This window comes from Streptomyces spiroverticillatus (assembly GCA_014650415.1).
Taxonomy (GTDB): Bacteria; Actinomycetota; Actinomycetes; order Streptomycetales; family Streptomycetaceae; genus Streptomyces; species Streptomyces spiroverticillatus.
In genome coordinates, this window is sequence record BMUX01000008.1 from 255979 (window position 1) to 273722 (window position 17744).

Below are 17744 nucleotides of genomic sequence, written 5' to 3' on the forward strand. Positions count from 1 at the left end.
CGGGATCAGGACGGTGCGTCCAGCCCGGCGAGGAGAGCGGCGACGTCGAGTCCGGTGGTCAGGTACTGCGCGAAGAGCCCGTTGTGGAGGGCGTGGCGCGAGCGTCGCCGGCGGATGAGGTCGACGGCCTCGGCCGGGCTGTGGCCCAGGTCGACGAGGGTCTGCCCCACGACCAGACCGGACCGGTTGAAACCGGCGTAGCACCGGACCAGAACGCGCCGCCCTTCGGCGACGTCCTGCGCGGCGCCCTGTGCCAACTTCCTTACGGTGACGAGCTGTTCAGCCGTGAGGGGGCCGTCCGGGATCTCGGCCACGCGGTGGTCGACGCCGGGCGGCGGGCCGTGGTCGGGGCGGACGAAGAGGCTGACGACTACGTCGAACCGGCCGTCCGCGACGACCGGGTGGACCGTGCCGGCCCCGTCCAGCCAGTAGTGGCCGCCCATCCACAGCCCCGGCACGATCTCTTCCCAGGGCGTGTGCGGCTCGGGCAGGCCGCTGCCCTTGCGGCGGGTCCTCACCCCGTTCCCCCTCCTGCCCGTGGCCTGCGGTCAGGCCTTGACCGGTGCGGCGGTCCCCGCCTCCTTGACGAGGCGGTCGCCGGTGGTCAGAGACTCCCACAGGGTTCCGTCGACGCGGACCTTCTTCGTCGTGCCGTCCTCCAGCCGGACCTGGACGTAGTGGTACATGTTCGACCCGTCGCTCATGCCGCGCGACTTGTCGACGACGGCCCCGCTCCAGGCATCCTTTTCATGGACTTTGCGTGATGTGAACATGTCTCCACGGTAGTCCCGGGACGGGCCCTCCGACCATCCTCCAGAGGTACGAGCAGGCGGACGGGCCCCCTCCACCCCCGGGTGGAGACCCGCCGCCCGGCCCGCTCGCCCGGATCCTCAGACCCGTACGGCCGCACCCGTCACGCGCACCCCCGGCTCGTCCTCGCGCAGCTCGACCTCCAGCAGGGACGGGCTGCCCATGTCGTGGCCCTGGTGCAGCGTGAGCGTCGCCCGTGCCGGTACGAGGCCCAGCTCACGGGCGTACGCACCGAAGGCCGCCGCTGCCGCGCCCGTCGCCGCGTCCTCCACCACGCCCCCGACGGGGAACGGGTCGCGGACGTGGAAGACGGTCTCCGCCTCGCGCCACACCAGCTGCACCGTCGTCAGGTCCAGCCTGCGCATCAGGGCCAGCAGCCGGTCGAAGTCGTAGTCCAGGTCGGCCAGCCGCTCGCGGGTGGCGGCCGCGAGGACGAGGTGGCGGACGCCCGCGTAGGCGATCCTCGGCGGCAGCGCGGTGTCCAGCTCGCCGTGCTGCCAGCCGAGCGCGGCAAGGGCCTCGGTCACGTCGTCCGCCGCGACGTCGTACACCTGGGGCGGCACGCTGGTGAGCGTCGCCCTGAGCCCGCCCTCGGCCGCGGTGACCGTGATCGGCACTGGTCCCGCGTTCGTCACGAAGTGGTAGTCGCCCGCGCCGAGTTGCTCGCCGAGCGCCACGGCCGTGGCGACGGTGGCGTGGCCGCAGAAGTCGACCTCGGCCTTGGGGCTGAAGAAGCGCAGCCGGAAGGTGCGCGGGTCGGCCGCGTCCGGTGCGGGGGTGACGAAGGCGGACTCCGAGTAGCCGAGTTCGGCGGCCACGGCCACCATGTCGCCGTCGTCGAGCGCGGAGGCGTCGAGCACGACTCCGGCCCGGTTGCCGCCCGCCGGGTCGGAGGAGAAGGCGGTGTAGTGGAGCACGTCGGAGGGGAGTCGCGGGGGAGTGGGCTGCTGCGTCATGGGTGGGGCCTCTCTGAGTGATCGAGTCAGGGGGTGAACGTACGGGAGCGGGTCAGTCTTCCTCGGCACCCCTCTCCCGCGCCGCCCGTCGCGCCGACACCGCCAGCACCGCACCCGCGCCGAAGGCGACGGCGGCGACCACCGCCGAGGCGTGCAGCCCGGTCACGAACCCGCCCCCGGCCGCGAAGGTGCCGAACAGGGCCACCCCCACCGCACTGCCGATCTGCCGGGAGACGTTGAAGGCGGCGGTGGCGACACCCGTTCCGCCCGCCGGAGCCGCGTCGATGATCGCGGCGGTCGCCGCCAGCGCCGTCGTCGTCTGACCGAGACCGGTCGCGACCAGCGCGAAGAGCAGGAAGGGGTACGGGGTGGCCGGCCCGGCGAGCAGCCAGCCGAGGAAGCCGGTCCCGCCCAGGACGAGCCCGTACACCATCGGGACGTACGGACCCGTGCGCGCCGCGACGCGGCTGAACAGCGGCGCCGCGACGAGCCCCATGCACACCGACGGCAGCAGGGCCAGCCCGGTGGTGAGGGCGCTGAAGCCGCGCTCCTGCTGGAAGTACAGGGTGCTCAGGAAGAGCATCCCGTAGTACCCGAGGCTCATCAGCAGCCCGACGGCCGCTGTCGCGGAGAAGGCGCGCGCCCGCAGAAGGGACGGCGGGAACAGAGGGCTCCGCGCTTTGTCGGCCTCGACGGCCCGCTCCACGGCGACGAAAGCGACGAGTGCCGTCAGCCCTATGGCGAATCCGCCCAGGACCAGGGGCGAGGTCCAGCCCCGGGTGCCCGCCTCGTTGAGCCCGCAGGCGAGCGCGACCAGGCCGACGACACCGAGCACCTGACCGAGCGGGTCCGCCCCGCGCACGGCGGCGGGCCGGGCGCCCCGGGAAACGTAGCGCAGAGTCAGTACGACGGCGAGGGCGGCGACGGGCAGGTTCAGCCAGAACACCGAGCGCCACCCCAGGCCCGTGACCAGTAGCCCGCCGACGACCGGTCCCGCACCGAAGGCCACCGACGCCACCGCACCCCAGACCGCCACGGCCCGCGCCCGTGCCGCCCGGCCCGGGTACGAGGACTGGAGCAGCGCCAGTGAGGCGGGCACCAGCAGCGCGGCACCGGCCCCCTGCGCGAGCCGCCCCGCGACCAGCACTCCCGTACCGCCCGCGCCTGCGCACACCAGCGACGCCGCGGTGAAGACGCCGAGGCCGGCCAGGAAGACGCGGCGGGACCCGACGCGGTCGGCGAGGTTGCCGCCGACCAGCAGCAGGCCCGCGAAGACGGTGCTGTACCCGTCCACGATCCACTGGAGGGCGGAGTGCCCGGCACCCAGCGAGCCGCGCAGGTCGGGGAGGGCGACGTTGACGGCGGTGACGTCGAGCATGACGAGGAAGTAGCCGAGGGCGAGCGCCACCAGGGGAGCCAGGGCGGGCCGGTCCCCGGCCGAAGCGCGCGCCGGAGCCGAAGCGGTGGGGAGTACGGAGGTCATGGCGAAGATTCTTGGCGCCGGACACTTCGTCGCCCGTCAAAGTGTCGCCGTCCTACGCTGGCCCCATGCCTGACGACCGCCGAAGCGCACCCCGTGAGCAGGACCGGACCGACCACCACGGCACACCCCTCAAGCACCAGACCGACATCGCGCGCGCCGCCGCGCTGATCGCGGACCCCTCGCGGGCGCTGATGCTCAAGTGCCTGGCCGACGGCCGCCCCGTGCCCGCCGGGGCGCTCGCCGCGGAGGCGGGGGTCAGCGCGGCGACCGCGAGCGTCCACCTCGCCAAGCTGGTCGAGGGTGGCTTCGTGACGGCCACCCGGCAGGGCCGCCACCGCTACTACCGCCTCGCGGGCCCGGACGTCGGCACCGCCCTGGAGGCGCTGGCGGTGATCGCCCCGCCGCTGCCCGTCACCTCGCTGAAGCAGTCCAACCGCACCAACGCCCTGTACCGCTCGCGCACTTGCTACGACCACCTGGCCGGCCGCCTCGGCGTCGCCCTGATGCACACCCTCATCGAGCGCGGCGCCCTGACCGGCCACGACGGCATCCACCGCCCGTCCGACGCGGTGCTCGACCGCCCCGCTTCGTACGGCCGCGACCTCCGCTACGCCCTCACCCCCCAAGGGGGCGCGATCCTGGGCGAGTTGGGCGTCGACACCGCCCAACTCCCGCCCCGCCGCCCGGCCGTCCGCTACTGCGTGGACTGGAGCGAGCGCCAGCACCACCTGGCCGGCGCCCTCGGAGCGGCCCTGACCGCACGCCTGTTCACCCTGGACTGGATCCGCCGGGGCGCGGTCCCCCGGGTCGTCCACCTGACGGACCGGGGCGCGCGGGGGTTGGAGCGTGCGCTGGGGCTGGAGCTTGTCCCGTAGCCGCAGAGACTTCTGTATCGATCGCTAAGTAAATCTGCTACGGTCATATCCGTAGTGACCGATACAGAAATCCCGGGGGGATTCCCATGCCTGAACTCACGCTGCCCGCACCCACCTTCGCCCGCACCGTTCGCGGCCGTACGGGACCGGGGCTGCTGCTCGCCCACGGGGCGGGGGGCGGCATCGAGGCCAACTACGGGCCGATCCTCGACGCACTCGCCGACGCACACCGGGTGGTCGGCATCGACTACCCCGGCACCGGCGGCACGCCCCGCTCGGCGGAGCCCCTGCGCCTGGACGACCTCGCCGACCAGCTCGTGTCCGCCGCCGACGCGGAGGGGCTCGACACCTTCACCGCCGTCGGCTACTCCCTCGGCACCGCCGTGGCGGTCCGGGCCGCCGCCCGCCACCCCGAGCGGATCACCGGGCTCGTGCTGACCGCCCCGCTCGCCCGGCCCACCGCACGGCTGCGGCTGCACGCCGAGCACTGGCGGGACCTGTACGCCGCCGGTGCGCACGCGGAACTGGCGCGGTTCCTGGTGTCGTTGGCGTTGGGGGCCACGGTGCTGGAGGCGCTTCCCGGGGAGGAGGTCGAGGCGGTGGTGCGGGGCACGGCCGAGACCCTGCCGCCCGGCTCGGCCGAACACGCGGATCTCGCCACGCGTGTCGACGTACGGGAGGACCTCGCCCGTATCACCGTGCCGACCCTCGTGATCTCCACGCTGGAGGACCTCCTGGTCAGCCCGGACCTGCACCGCGAGGTGGCGGAGGGAATCCCCGGGGCCGAACGCGTCGACCTCGCGACCGGCCACCTTCCGTTCGCGGAGGACCGGGAGGGGTGGCTGGGCCGCATCACTGAGTTCCTGGAGCGGCACGGGCTCTGACCGGGGTGCGGCGGTCGGCACACTCCTGACCTGGGGGTACGCCTCGTATGCTCGACGTGTGAGCAGCACGAGCGACGTTCCCCCGCCACCCGGCCCCGATGAGGAGACCCTCTGCCGGGTCTGCGGCCTCGACGACGGCAGTCTCAGGTGGGAGGGCGGCTGGCCGACGCACGACATCTGCGACTGCTGCGGCCATGAGACGGACATCTCCGACGTGAGCGTGGAGCACCTGCGGCACTGGCGCGGCTACTGGGCGGGCCAGGGCGCCCGGTGGTCCTCGCCCGGGCGGCGGCCCGCCGGCTGGAACATCTTCGAGCAGCTCGCGGCGATTCCCGAGGAGTGGCGGTGAACTCTGTGAACTCGATGAACGAGGGGAGCGCGTGCCGGGTCTGTGGATTCGAGGAGCAGCGTGATGCGGAGGGCTCGCGATGCCCCTGCTGCCGCCACGAGCCCGGCGCGGGCGACGACGTGCTGGGGGTTCGGGAGGTGCGGGGCGCCTGGATGGGGCGGGGTGCGGTGTGGCACGACCCGGGGCGGACGCCGCAGGGCTGGGACCTCTTCGCGCAGCTCGCCCGGATCCCCCCGCGCTGGCGCTGACCGCCGTCGCACGCTTCCCCGGAAGTGCCCGACCGGCCGGACCCCGCTCGGTAGCATCCGACGCATGGCCATCAAACTTGAGAACGTCGGCATCGCCGTCCGCGACCTCGAAGCAACGATCTCCTTCTTCACCGACCTCGGCCTCACCGTCCTGGGCCGGGACACGGTCAGCGGCGAGTGGACCGACACCGCCGTCGGCCTGGACGGCAACCACGCCAAGATCGCGATGCTCCAGACGCCGGACGGGCAGGGCCGCCTGGAACTCTTCGAGTACATCCACCCCGAGGCCATCGAGACGGAGCCCACGCTTCCCAACGAGATCGGGATGCACCGGGTCGCCTTCTCCGTCGACGACCTCGACCGGGCTCTGGAGACCGCTGCGAAGCACGGCTACCGTCCGCTGCGCGGGGTGGCGACGTACGAGGACGTCTACAAGCTCACTTATCTGCGGGGGCCCAGCGGGATCCTGGTGATGCTCGCGGAGGAGCTGAAGAAGGGGTGACGGGGTGCCCGTTCGGGGCGGGCGAAGGGGGTGGTGGCCTTCGGGGCCGTCTCCCTGGTGCGGGCGGACCGGGCGGTGCGGGGGGTGGGCCGTCGGCACCCGGTGCCGGGCGGATTTCGCCTCATCCCCGCCCCTTCACCGCTGTGTTCGATTTGCGGCCGGCGCCGCGTGGCCGCTCACCGGGCCGTTGCCCGGTGAGCCCCGTGCTGGGGGCGGGCCTTGTTCGTGTCGCACCCGGTGTCGGGGTGTTCTCGCCCCAGCCCCGCCCCTTCACCTAAACCCGCGGGGCAATGGGACCGGTTCCGTGCGGGTGGGTGGGTGGCTGGTCGCGCAGTTCCCCGCGCCCCTGGATGCCTGCCCTTCGGGCGGCATCAATTCAGCCTGTCGAGGGGGGCAAGGGGCAAGGGGCGTAGCCCCATCGGGAACAGCAACCCACCAACAGCCCCGCAGGGTTTAGGTGAAGGGGCGGGGCTGGGGCGTAAATGCCCCCGGCGGGACGCCGCCGCGCTCATCGACCCCGGCCGACGCGCGGGCCCACCGCACCGGGCCGGACAGTCATCGTGACGCCGGACGCCTTGTGCCGATGATCGTCGACAGGTCCGGAGCCAGCCGTACCTCCGTGCTGAGCAGTGCCGGGTGCTCCAGCCAGGCCAGCCGTGCGGTGTCCCGTACGCCGTCGATCAGCGGGGGCCACTGCGTCAGGGGTGTGAAGTCGTCGACGACGACCGTGCCCGTCGGGCGCAGCAGGCGTTCCGGGTCGGCCGGGGGTGTCTTCTTGCCGTTGCCGCCGCCGTCGGTCACGAGCAGGTCGAACGGGCCGCGTTCGTAGATGCGGGTCCAGTCGCCGCAGAGGATTTCCACGTCGGGGACGTCCGAGAAGAGTTTGGCCGCCTCCTCGGCGCGCTGCTCGTCCCGTTCGACGCTGACGACCCGTACGCCGGGCCGGCGTGCCGCGATCATCCAGGCGAGGCCGACGCCGCAGCCGGTTCCGGTTTCGCCGATGCTCTCCGTGGCGCCTGCGGCCAACGCGTGCAGGAGACGGCCCTGTTCGATGCGGCACGAGGACGGAAAGCCCAGCCGCTGGGCGATTTCGAGTGCCGCCACCACAAGTTCGGGCAGACCGGTCGCGCCCGCGTAGGAGTCCGTTCCGGATATCGACATGCTTCTCCCGTCGTCGTACGTCCACGAGTGCTCAGCCCGCACCAGGGCCCAAGTCGCTTGTGGCGCAGCATACTTCTTCGCCAAGACTTGTTCGCGAAGAAGTCTTCGCGAAGGAGTCTTTGTCAACTACCTTGTCGCGCATGGCAGATGGAGAGCAGGGCATACCGTCGACCGGTGTTGGCGAGGACGATTCGGTCGTCCTGGACGCCAAGGGGCTGCGCGCCCTCGCGCACCCCGTACGCGTCCAGTTGGTCGGGCTGCTGCGCAAGCACGGCCCCTCGACGGCCACCCGCCTCGCCGAGCGGCTGGGGGTGAACTCCGGCACCGCCAGCTACCACCTCCGCCAGCTCGGCGCGGCCGGATTCGTCGAGGAGGACACCGAACGCGGCAACGCCCGCGAGCGGTGGTGGCGTTCGGTGCACCGTACGACCTGGTTCAACGATCCTGAACTGGACGAGCAGGAGCCCGAGGCCGCCCTCGCCTACTGGCAGTCAGTCGCCGCCGTCTACGGTCTGCGCACGCAGCAGAGCCTGAACGAGGTCCAGACGATGCCCCGAGCCTGGCGCGACGCCTGGGACATGAGTGACTGGTCACTGCGTCTCACTCCCGAGGAAGCCACGTCCCTGTACGGGGAGTTGGCCGCCGTTGTCGCACGCTACCGCCGGGACTCGCCGGAGACGGCCGCCAGTGCCCCCGAGGGAGCCGAACGGGTCGGGCTGATCACGCAGATCCTGCCCGAACTTGATGTACCCGCCTCCGATTCGCGTGAAGGCGGTCCGCAGCGATGAACGGCGACGACACCTCGAAGAGCGGCGGCACCATCCCCGCCAAGCGTTCCTTACGGCCCCTGGCCGGCGTCCTCGCGGCCATGGTCGTGTCGCTCACCGGCACCCGGATCTCCGCCGTGGCCCTGCCCTGGTTCGTTCTTGTCACCACCGGCAGCCCGACCCTGACCGGCCTGGTCGCCTTCTGCGAAATGGCACCGTACGTCGCGGTCAAGGCGCTCAGCGGGCCCGTGATCGACCGGGTCGGGCCCCGGGCCATCTCCTGGACCACCGACCTGGCCAGCGCGGTGGCCGTCGCCGCGGTTCCGCTGCTGCACGCACTGGACCTGCTGTCCTTCCCCCTCCTGCTGGTACTGGTCGCCGTGGTCGGCGCCGCTCGCGGCCCCGGCGATCTCGCGAAGGAGGTGATGGTCCCGGAGGCAGCCGAGCTCAGCCGTGTACCGCTGGAGCGGGCCACCGGACTGTCCGGCGTGATCGAGCGGCTCGCCAGCACCGTGGGCGTGGCCGTCGGCGGGGCCCTGGTGGCGCTGCTCGGCCCGTTGAACGGGCTCGCCGTGAACGCGGTCTGCTTCGCCCTCGGCTCGGTGATCATCGGGCTCGCGCTGCCCCGGGGCGCCGGGCGCCCGGCCGAGAGCCCGACCCTGCCCCCCGGGGAGGCCGAGCCCGGCTACTGGCGGCGGTTCGGCGAGGGCTTCGCCTTCCTGCGCCGCGAGCCGCTGCTCCTCACCGTGATCGTCATGCTCGCGATCACCAACCTGCTGGACGCGGGCTTCAGTTCGGTGCTCCTGCCCGTCTGGGCCAGGGAGTCCGGCCACGGGCCGAGCGCGATCGGGCTGGCGGGCAGCGTGATGGGGGCCGGTGCGATCGCCGGGAGCCTGATCGCCGCGATGTTCGCACACCGGCTGCGGCGGCGGCTGGTGGTGATCGGCGGATTCCTGCTGGTCGGGGCGCCGAGGTTCCTGATTCTTGCCTTCGACGTCCCGCTGTGGGCGGTGCTGGCAGTGTTCGCGGTCGGCGGGTTCGGCTCGGGGTTCGTCAATCCGGTGCTGGGAGCCGTCCTCGTCGAGCGGGTGCCGCGCGGGATGCTGGGCCGGGTCAACGCGCTCGGCGACTCGTTGGCCTGGGCCGGTATCCCGCTGGGCGGACTGCTCGTCGGGGCGGCGGTGACCGGAGTGGGACTGATGCCCGTCCTGATCGCCTGCGCGGTCGCGTACTTCCTCACCACCAACCTGGCCGGACTGCGGCCCGAATGGCGCGAGATGGACCGTATGCGCAAGGCCCCGCCTTCCGAAGACGGAGCCCGCACCGCGACGACCCGGCCCTCCGAGGGGGCGGACGACCGCCCGGCGGCTGCCGTGCGCGGCCTCGACGAACCGGCCGACCAGGCCCGGACCGCTGCCGGGCACCCCCAGGCGGACCGCCCGTGAGCCGTACACCCCCAGGCAGACCGCCGGTCATGGCCGGCCGGGAGCGGGCGAAGCGCACCGACTCCCACGGGACGACGTAGCGCGTGACCGGCAGAAAGCCGCGGCGTAGCGCGTGACCCGGAGAAAGCCGCGGCGTAGCGCGTGACCCGGAGAAAGCTGCGGAGAAAGCGGACCGCGGCCTTCTCCCGGTCCAACGTGGCTGCCACCAGCAGCTGTTGGCGGCAGCCTGCACCACGATCGCCACGGCGGCCGGAAGCCCGGCGATCCCTGACCGGAGACCTAATGATCAGCGGTGGGCCGCCGCAGTTGCACCTCGGCCCCGGTCTGCTTGAAGGACTCCGCCGACACCGGCACCAGCACCGCGTCGCGGTGGAAGTCCCGCAGGTTCGTCGAGCCGCAACTGATCATCGTGGAGGTGAGTTTGGCGCGGGTGCGCTCCACGTTGTCGTACAGACTGCCCGCGTACGGTACGAAACCGTCGACGCCCTCCTCGAAGACCATCCGGCCGCCCTGGCCGTAACGGGCCGCGTTCTGAGCGCGCTGCGAGCCCTCGCCCCAGTACTCCTTGTACCACTGGCCGTCGATCTGCACCTTCGGCGACGGGCTCTCGTCCAGCCGGGCGAAGTAGCGGCCCAGCATGATGAAGTCCGCGCCCATCGCGAGCGCCATGGCCATGTGCGAGTCGTTGAGAAGACCTCCGTCGCAGCACAGGGGGACGTGCACACCGGTCTCCCGGGCGTACGCGTCGCGCGCCTCGACCACGTCGAGCAGTGCGGAGGCCTGGCCCCGGCCGATGCCCTTCTGTGCCCGCGTCGTGCAGATGGCGCCGCCGCCGATCCCGACCTTTACGAACGCGGCGCCCGCATCCGCCAGATAGCGGAAGGCGCGCCCGTCGACGACATTGCCCGCACCGACGGACACGGCGTCTCCGTACGTCTCCCGGACGAATTCGAGGGTCTTCGCCTGGTAGACGGAGTAGCCGTCGGAGGAGTCCAGGCACAGGACGTCCGCCCCGGCCTCCACCAGCGCGGGGACGCGGTCCTTGAAGTCGCGGGAGTTGATGCCCGCCCCCACCCGCAGCCGCTTCTCGCCGTCCACGGAGGCGCGGTGGTACGTCTTGTGCGCCTGGTAGTCCCGCTTCAGCACGAGCGAGGCGACCCGGTCGCCGTCCAGGACCGGGAGTACGTCCAGGTGGTGCTCCCAGATCAGCTCGTTCGCCTCGGAGAGGGAGGCCGTGACCGGGGCGGTGACCAGGCCCGCCCGCCCCCGCATCCGGCTGCCGGCGCTCTCGTGCGCCCCGTGGCGCTCCAGGTGGAAGTCGTCGAGGCTGATGATCCCGAGGAACGCGCCCTCCGTGTCCCCGCTCCGGGTGACCACGGCCACGCCCTGCTCGGTGGCGGAGAGCTGCCGGGCGACCTCGCCGAGGGGGGTGTCCGGACCGACGGTGACCTCTATGGTCCGGAAACCGGCCTTGTGCCGCTTCACCGCCCGTACGTCCGCGGCCTGTTCCTCGACCGGCTGGTTCTGGTGGATGAACGCCAGGCCGCCGACCTGGGCCAGCGCCACGGCCAGCTCGGGCGACGACACCGCCTGCATGATGGCGCTCACCAGGGGAGTGGCGATCCGTACCCCCGACTCCTCGCCGATCCGGTGACGTACCAGAGCCGTCCCCAGGTCCACTGTGTCCGGTGTGCAGTCTTCTGTGGTGAGGCCCGGAATGAGCAGGTATTCACTGAGGGTACGAGAGATCTCGGGGAGGATTTTCAAGTGTTCTCCAGGGAGGAGCCCGCACCGATTGAGGGTGGATCGGCGGGGCTTGCGCGGGCGGACGTGAGCGTCGCCGGCCGGTCGGGTTGCGAGATGGTACCGCACGGGCCGAGCCCACCGGCTGCGCAGGGACGGGCAGTTGACCGATGCCGGTCAGGGGCGGGCGGGCGGCAACAGGTCGCTGTCGCTGACCGTGTAGGTCAGGTGGGGGTAGACGAAGTCGGACTCGGTGTTCTCGCGGCGGCGCAGGCGGTAGAACTCGCGTCGCTGCGCTTCGTCGGCGGAGGTGAGGCGCACGCCCTGGGGGAGGTATGCGTGTCCGTCTCGGTACTGGACCAGGGTTTTGGACGTACGGAAGGTGAGGCCCAGCCATTGGTTCTCCGCCGCACGGCCCGACGTATCCAGGACGATTCTGTGCTTGAACCGTCGATTCGATGCGACGGAGAATGTGACGAATCCGTGGTGGGTGAGAGGGATTTCAGCTCTTTCGTCGTCGCCGGGTTCCTTCGATTCGACGATCAGCGTGCGCGGCGGGCCGGATTCGGGATTCTCGTAGCAGGAGAAGACGGCGACGAAGGAATCATCGGCCAGGTCGAGAGCCTGGTCGGAATGGCTGCCCATGGTGCGGTAGGTGTTTGTGTAGTTCTCGATGAGGGCGTTGTTGAAGCCGATCGGGATGTGGGCGTGCTCCTGGATTTGCTGGGCCAGTTGTTCGTGCACCGGCCGGAATTCCTGTGCGGGGTTGTCGTATTGAGTGGTCGTGCGTACGAGAGGAACGCCACTGCCTGCGTCGACCCGGGTGAGTACGCCGCCGCGCCGCCCCTTTCCCGCGTCTTCCAGCAGGGCCGACACGGAGAGTTCCGGGAAGAGGTTCCCCGGGAGCGGCAGAGCGTAGGAGCGGAATTGATCCGCGATCCTAGATTCGGGGGGCAAGGTAGTCTCCCGTGTTCATGCTGAAGAGGAATCTGTCGCCGTAGTCGATGAAAGACGTGGTCCTGTTCTCTTCGGCGTACAGGCGGCGCAGTTCGTCCATTCCCTCGGTGGTGGGCGGTCCCAGCTTCACCAGATCGTCGGCAGTTTTCAGGAACGTCTCGCCGTCCTTGTGCACGGCCTCGGTGTCCGAGCAGCGCACCACGTAGCCCAGACGGGTGGGCAGCAGACCGGCGTCCAGTCCCGAGGGCCGGATCTCGTGCGTGTAGAGGCGGTTGGTGGACAGCGGCATGAAGAAGACGGACCCGGGGTGCAGGGTCACGGTGAACTGCTGGGGGAGCGTGGCCTCGTCGCGTTCCCCGGCCGGGTCCTTCAGGCGGAAGACGAGCCGGGTCAGCCCGCTCGCCTTCTTCACCCCGTGGTCGAAGGGGTCGTCGGCCATGGGGTGCAGCTTTTCGAGCCCCTGGTAGAAGGTGCAGAAGGCCATGATGCCGTTGGCGGGCATGTCCTTGGTCTTGTCGGCGTGGGCCGAGATCTTCGCCTTGGACTGCTTGCGGCCTTCCGCGGCAACGGTGTTGTGGTAGATCTGCGCCAGGACGTGATTGAGCGGGGCGTGGTTGCGGAAGACGACGGCGGCCTCGCGGTTGAGGGCCTCGACGATGCTCGTGTCGGTCGGGCGGAAGGTCTCCGTCGGTCCCGCGAGGTTGGTGGAGCACCGGAGCAGGCGGAAGTGCAGCGCGTCGCCCTCGCGGGTGACGGGGGTCAGATAGATGCCGCTGCGGTGGGCCGTTCCGGGCTTGGTGGACTCCGTCAGCGGCTGGAACGCGTGTTCCGCGCCGATCCGCCCGAAGTGGTCGTCGCCGGGCGCGAAGAAGCGGGGGTAGTAGACACCGGCGCCGTGCACACGGGCGGGAACCCGGCCGAGGTCCACGACGGGCCAGGGGCTCCCGGGGGCCTCGCCGTCCTCCCCGTCCTTGCGAGACAACTCCCGTACGACGAACACCCTTTCCGCCGCGCCGAGTTGGGAAGCCTCCAGCCCGGAGACGTCACCGCACAGGTAGACGGTCTTCCCCGCGAGGTCCGGGGTGCCCAGGGCCCCCGGCGCGAGATCCTCCGGCGCCACGACGGAACCGAAGAAGTCCCGGACCGATGGGTGGCCGTGAAGCGTCGGGGGCGCGACCAGGATGTTGCTCGCATCCTCGACGTACGCCTCCCGCGACCCTGCTGTGTTCATCGTGCGGCACCTGCCGTTCCCCGTGGACAAGGCAATGGTCCGCACCCCTTCGCCATGCGTGGCGAGACGCACGGAAGGAGCCGGACCGTTGGACCTCGATGGTCTCACGGGGGTCCGACGGCGGGCAATGAATTCCTGCGGCACCCCGGCCCGCCGTCGACCCCCGTGCCCGGGGTGGCTTCCGCCGTCAGGCGAGGTTGCCGAGGATGCGGTTGGCGGGGGAGTCCGGGTCGTCGGTGGTGAAGAAGTCCAGCCAGCGCGTGGCGTATTCCTCGCGGGTGATGGTGCCGTCGCCGTCGAGGTCGAAGACGCTCGCGGCCTCCGTCGCGTCGTCCTGGCTCAGGCCGCCCCGGGTGAACATCGCGACCAGCACGGAGGCCGGGATCTCGTGGTCGTCGTCGGAGTCCAGGGCGCTGAAGACCGCGTCCACGGCCTTGCGGACCGTGCCCTGGAGGGCCGGGTCGTCGAGGGCGCGCCCGCCCATGGTGGCCCGGAACTCCTCGCGGGTGATGACGCCGTCGCCGTTCACGTCGGCGTGCGCGAGGAGGGACTGCCACCAGGCGTCGTACTCCGCCGCCAGGGCGGCCGCCTTCGGGGAGTCGGCCGGAACGTTACTGCCGGCCAGGATCCGGTCGACCATGAGCGTGACGTCCTCGTGGTCGAGGTGGCCGTTGCCGTCGGTGTCGTACAGGGCGAACAGGCGGTCGCACTTGTCCTGGATGACGTCTGGCATGGGGTGGTCCTTTGCGGATGGGCCCGGCCGCGGAGTGACGGCGGGCGGGGCGGAGTTGTCCTGGCGGACGGGGAGAACCATGACAGAGCGCAGCCGTGCGACCGGGCCGCGATGTCACCCATGTGGCCCATTGACGTGCGAGGGGTCATTCGATCGTGTGAGGTGTTCGCCTCGAACCCGGCCTCCCCTGTCGCCAGTTCAGGTTTTGCGTCATACGTCTGTCCGATATCAGATGAGGCGCAACCGTTCGGTGGAGCGCTCGTTGTGATCGTCGACGCGCGGGGAGCGCGCGCCTTGAAGCTCGCGAGGAGTGCGTGACATGAACGTTTTTTCCGCGCCCGACGGCGCACCATGGCACGTCTCGGCCTTCCGGCTCGACGCCGGGGGGCAGGAGCAGGCGGAGGCCGTCCGGCGGATCAGGGAGCTGCGGGCCCGGATCCTCTTCGACCACGGCCGCAGGCCCGACTTCCGTACGACGGACGGCGGGTACGCCGACGACCAGGACCTGGACTTCGGCGCCTGGCACTTCGTCGGCAGGCGGGAGCCGGACGGCCCGCCGCTCGGCTACGTGCGGCTGTCTACGCCCGAGACGGGCGAGCTGTTCCAGACCCGCGCCTACCTGGGGTCACAGGTGTACGAGGAGTTGCTCCGGGAGTGCGGATTCGGCACTGCTGAAACGTTCGAGCACAGTCGGCTGGTGGTCGAACACCAGGCCCGCAAGCTGGGCCTGGGGGTGTACCTGAACGCCTTCGCCATGGCTGCCGCCCGCTGCCTGGGAGCCAAGGCCATGATCGGGACCTCGGGCACGGCGGACGGGCAGGACCGGTTCCACGAGCGGTTCGGCTTCCACGCGATTCCCGGGACGAGGCGCTACGTCGAGCGGTACACCGAGGACGTCGTGATCATGCTGTACCGGTCCGCGCTCCCGGCGGGCGAACACGCCGGGCTCGTCGAGCAGTTGGAGGACCTCTTCCCGGCCGCCACCGTCCCGGCGCGGGAGGCGGGGCTCGGCGGCGAGTTCGGTCGGGCCTCGGACGTATGCGGTCAGGCCCCGGACGTAGCCGATCGGGCCTCGGACGTACGCGAAATCCGTGCGTGCGGGGAGCGGCTGGCCGCTGCGAGCGCGCGCGCCGACGACGGCGCCGAGCCCTGCTGGCGGCCCGTGCACTTCGAGCTCGGGCGTGCCGAGGACCGGGCGCGACTGCGGGAGCTGCTCGACTCGGGTGCGGTCCGCGAGGTGCGGGACACGATCGAGGACCAGCTTGCGGAACTGGTCACCAGCCGCGAACCCCGACTGCGCTCCTCGCCCGAGGCGGTGGAGCGGGCCGTGGCCGAGCAGTTGGGCGGGGCGGGCAGGCAGGAGTACGGCACCTGGGTCTGGTACCCGTGGTCGGGGAGGCTGGTGCATCTGCTGCCCCGCGAGGAGTTCCGGCTCGTGCGCACCGACCGCAACCGGGGGCGGATCGACCGCGCACAGCAACGGCGGCTGCTGGGGTGCCGGGTGGGCGTCATCGGGCTGTCCGTGGGCAGCAGTGCCGCGCTGACCTTCGCCATGGAGGGGATCGGCGGATCGTTTCGGCTGGCCGACTTCGACACCCTCAGCGTCTCGAACCTCAACCGGCTGCGGGCGGGCGTGCACCACCTGGGCCTGAACAAGTGCGTGCTGGCGGCCCGGCAGATGCTGGAGCTCGACCCCTGGCTCGACATCGAGATCCACCCCGGCGGACTCACCGACGAGACCATGGAGGAGTTCTTCAGCGGCGGCACCGGCCCCCTGGACCTCCTCGTCGAGGAGTGCGACACCCCGTACGTGAAGGTCGCCGCCCGCGAACACGCCCGCGTGCTCGGCATCCCCGTCGTCATGGACGCGAACGACCGGGGCCTGCTGGACGTCGAACGGTTCGACCTCGAACCCCAACGACCGCTCCTGCACGGCCTGTTGGGCGACACCACCTCCCGCGACCTGACCGACCTCACCCCGCAGCAGGCCGTCGACGTCATCCTCACGATGGTCGACCGCGAACGCCTCAGCCCCGAACTCACCGCCGCCGTCGGGCAGATCGGCACCACCCTCAGCAGCTGGCCCCAGCTCGCCTCGGGCGTCGCACTCGGCGGCGCGCTCACCGCCGAGGCCGCCCGGCGCATCCTGCTGGGCCTGCCCCGCCCCTCGGGGCGCTTCTACACCGACCTGGAAGTCCTCACCTCGGGCGACCGGAGCACCGTCGCCCCTTCCCTCTCAGTACAGGAGATCTCATGACCCTTCCCGCTGACACCCTGCACCGCGTGACGGCCATCGTCGCCGCCGTCGCCCAGCTGCCGGTGGAGGAGATCACCCCCGACAGCCGGCTCGTCGAGGACCTCGACCTGGACTCGCTGCAAGTCGTCGAGATCGCGGTACGGGCCGAGGAGGAACTCGGTGCGCCCGTCGACGACGCCCTGCTGGCCGAGCCGGAGACCACCGTCGCCCGATGCGCCCGCGTGGTGCACGAGGCATCGGCCGAGCAGGCCCGCACATGAGCGCCCCGCACATGACCGCCCCGCACACCGCGTGGGGAATCCTCGGGCTCGGTGTGCACGTGCCCGAGCGCCGGGTCAGCAACGCCGACATCGCCGAACAGTACGGAGTGGAGCCCGCCTGGATCGAGCGCATGACCGGCATCACCCACCGCCACTACGCGGACCCGGCCGAGGCCACCTCCGACCTCGCGCTGGCGGCCGCCGCCGACGCCCTGGCCGACGCGGGGCTCGCCGCCGGGGACATCGACGTCGTCCTCCTGGCGACCAGCACCCCCGACCAGCTCGCCGTCGCCACCGCCTGCCGGGTGCAGCACCGCCTCGGTGCGCACCGGGCCTGGGCGACCGACATCGGTGGCGCCTGCGCGGGGTTCCTCAACGCCCTGAAGCTGGCCCGCGACGTCCTGACGGCCTCGTATCCGCAGGGGCGTGCGCTGGTCATCGGGGCCGAGACGTTCTCGAAGTTCCAGAACCCCCGGGACCGGTCGACCGGTGTGCTCTTCGCCGACGGCGCCGGGGCGGTCGTCGTGGGGCCCGCCGGGGAGGGCGAGGGCCTGTTGTGCAGCGTGCAGGGGAGCGACGGCGCGCTCGCGGACATCGTCGGCATCCGCGCGGGCGGCAGCGCGCGGCCCGCCGACGCGCGCAGTCTCGCCGAGGGCGGCCACTACCTCCACATGAACGGGAAAGCGGTCGCCGCCTACTTCCACGACGTCTTCCCGCGCATCGTCCAGGACCTGACCCGCACCTGCGGCCTCCCCCTGGACCGGATCGACCTGGTCGTCCCCCACCAGGCCAACCCCCGCATGCTCCGTACCCTGGGCACCGAACTCGGCATCTCCCCGGAGCAGCTCGTCATCACCGCCGACACCTACGGCAACACGGGCGCGGCGTCGATCCCGATGGCCCTGCACACGGCCCGCGCCGACGGACGCCTCGCCCCGCGCACGACCGTCCTGCACGCGGCGGTCGGCGCGGGGATGAGCTGGGCGGGGGTGGTGCAGCGCTGGCTGTGACGGAGGGCCGTCCACCCCCGGAGAGAGGGCCGTCCACCCCCGGAAAGCGGGCCGTCCACCCCCGGCTCCTCCC

General features: G+C 71.6%; 19 protein-coding genes. 10 read left to right on the plus strand and 9 right to left on the minus strand.

The window, feature by feature from the left end; translation table 11 throughout:
* Positions 1-5 precede the first annotated feature (5 nt).
* The 4 genes from IE269_RS22790 to IE269_RS22805 all read right to left on the minus strand — a co-directional run bounded on the left by IE269_RS22790 (position 6) and on the right by IE269_RS22805 (position 3249).
* Positions 6-518 (minus strand): protein-tyrosine phosphatase family protein, encoded by a 513-nt coding sequence (locus IE269_RS22790; protein WP_189824933.1) that lies wholly within the window; start codon positions 516-518, stop codon positions 6-8.
* 30 nt (positions 519-548) lie between these two features.
* Positions 549-773, minus strand: a complete 225-nt coding sequence (locus IE269_RS22795) for a DUF7489 domain-containing protein (RefSeq protein ID WP_189824934.1) — start codon at positions 771-773, stop codon at positions 549-551.
* Positions 774-890: 117 nt separating this feature from the next.
* On the minus strand, positions 891-1766 hold the full coding sequence (locus tag IE269_RS22800) for a PhzF family phenazine biosynthesis protein (RefSeq protein ID WP_189824935.1): 876 nt from the start codon (positions 1764-1766) through the stop codon (positions 891-893).
* 52 nt (positions 1767-1818) lie between these two features.
* The gene (locus IE269_RS22805) at positions 1819-3249 is read right to left on the minus strand and encodes an MFS transporter (protein ID WP_189824936.1); all 1431 of its coding nucleotides are present in this window, start codon (positions 3247-3249) and stop codon (positions 1819-1821) included.
* 65 nt (positions 3250-3314) lie between these two features.
* Between IE269_RS22805 and IE269_RS22810 the strand changes: the two genes are divergently transcribed.
* The 5 genes from IE269_RS22810 to IE269_RS22830 all read left to right on the plus strand — a co-directional run bounded on the left by IE269_RS22810 (position 3315) and on the right by IE269_RS22830 (position 6107).
* Positions 3315-4124 (plus strand): ArsR/SmtB family transcription factor, encoded by an 810-nt coding sequence (locus IE269_RS22810; protein ID WP_189824937.1) that lies wholly within the window; start codon positions 3315-3317, stop codon positions 4122-4124.
* 86 nt (positions 4125-4210) lie between these two features.
* The gene (locus IE269_RS22815; protein WP_189824938.1) at positions 4211-5008 is read left to right on the plus strand and encodes an alpha/beta fold hydrolase; all 798 of its coding nucleotides are present in this window, start codon (positions 4211-4213) and stop codon (positions 5006-5008) included.
* 58 nt (positions 5009-5066) lie between these two features.
* A complete protein-coding gene (locus IE269_RS22820) occupies positions 5067-5357 on the plus strand; it encodes a hypothetical protein (protein ID WP_189824939.1) in 291 nt (96 codons plus the stop codon).
* Positions 5354-5605: a hypothetical protein gene (locus tag IE269_RS22825; RefSeq protein WP_229898081.1), complete on the plus strand. Its 252-nt coding sequence runs from the start codon at positions 5354-5356 to the stop codon at positions 5603-5605. The genes IE269_RS22820 and IE269_RS22825 overlap by 4 nt, the downstream gene beginning before the upstream one ends.
* A gap of 64 nt (positions 5606-5669) precedes the next feature.
* Positions 5670-6107 carry a VOC family protein gene (locus tag IE269_RS22830; protein WP_189824940.1) on the plus strand — a complete coding sequence of 146 codons (438 nt, stop codon included), beginning with the start codon at positions 5670-5672 and terminating at the stop codon, positions 6105-6107.
* 555 nt (positions 6108-6662) lie between these two features.
* Here the strand turns inward: IE269_RS22830 and IE269_RS22835 are convergent.
* A complete protein-coding gene (locus IE269_RS22835) occupies positions 6663-7268 on the minus strand; it encodes an O-methyltransferase (protein ID WP_189824941.1) in 606 nt (201 codons plus the stop codon).
* Positions 7269-7408: 140 nt separating this feature from the next.
* Between IE269_RS22835 and IE269_RS22840 the strand changes: the two genes are divergently transcribed.
* Positions 7409-8056, plus strand: a complete 648-nt coding sequence (locus IE269_RS22840) for an ArsR/SmtB family transcription factor (RefSeq protein ID WP_189824942.1) — start codon at positions 7409-7411, stop codon at positions 8054-8056.
* On the plus strand, positions 8053-9480 hold the full coding sequence (locus tag IE269_RS22845; protein ID WP_189824943.1) for an MFS transporter: 1428 nt from the start codon (positions 8053-8055) through the stop codon (positions 9478-9480). Before IE269_RS22840 ends, IE269_RS22845 begins: the two co-directional genes overlap by 4 nt.
* 279 nt (positions 9481-9759) lie before the next feature.
* Here IE269_RS22845 and IE269_RS22850 read toward each other — a convergent pair whose 3' ends face one another.
* The 4 genes from IE269_RS22850 to IE269_RS22865 all read right to left on the minus strand — a co-directional run bounded on the left by IE269_RS22850 (position 9760) and on the right by IE269_RS22865 (position 14144).
* Entirely contained in the window at positions 9760-11247 is a 1488-nt protein-coding gene (locus tag IE269_RS22850; protein WP_189824944.1) for an IMP dehydrogenase, read from the minus strand.
* 153 nt (positions 11248-11400) lie between these two features.
* Entirely contained in the window at positions 11401-12180 is a 780-nt protein-coding gene (locus tag IE269_RS22855; protein ID WP_189824945.1) for an alpha-ketoglutarate-dependent dioxygenase AlkB, read from the minus strand.
* Positions 12164-13411, minus strand: coding sequence for a hypothetical protein (locus tag IE269_RS22860; RefSeq protein WP_189824946.1), 1248 nt, complete (start codon positions 13409-13411; stop codon positions 12164-12166). The genes IE269_RS22855 and IE269_RS22860 overlap by 17 nt, the downstream gene beginning before the upstream one ends.
* A 187-nt stretch (positions 13412-13598) precedes the next feature.
* A complete protein-coding gene (locus IE269_RS22865; protein WP_189824947.1) occupies positions 13599-14144 on the minus strand; it encodes an EF-hand domain-containing protein in 546 nt (181 codons plus the stop codon).
* A gap of 319 nt (positions 14145-14463) precedes the next feature.
* On the opposite strand from IE269_RS22865, the gene IE269_RS22870 reads away from it, so the two are divergent.
* The 3 genes from IE269_RS22870 to IE269_RS22880 are packed head-to-tail and all read left to right on the plus strand — an operon-like array spanning position 14464 to position 17671.
* Positions 14464-16401 carry a ThiF family adenylyltransferase gene (locus tag IE269_RS22870; RefSeq protein WP_189824948.1) on the plus strand — a complete coding sequence of 646 codons (1938 nt, stop codon included), beginning with the start codon at positions 14464-14466 and terminating at the stop codon, positions 16399-16401.
* Complete coding sequence (locus IE269_RS22875) at positions 16398-16661, plus strand: acyl carrier protein (RefSeq protein WP_189824949.1); 264 nt, start codon at positions 16398-16400, stop codon at positions 16659-16661. The genes IE269_RS22870 and IE269_RS22875 overlap by 4 nt, the downstream gene beginning before the upstream one ends.
* Positions 16658-17671, plus strand: a complete 1014-nt coding sequence (locus tag IE269_RS22880; protein WP_189824950.1) for a 3-oxoacyl-ACP synthase III family protein — start codon at positions 16658-16660, stop codon at positions 17669-17671. The genes IE269_RS22875 and IE269_RS22880 overlap by 4 nt, the downstream gene beginning before the upstream one ends.
* Positions 17672-17744: the final 73 nt, after the last annotated feature.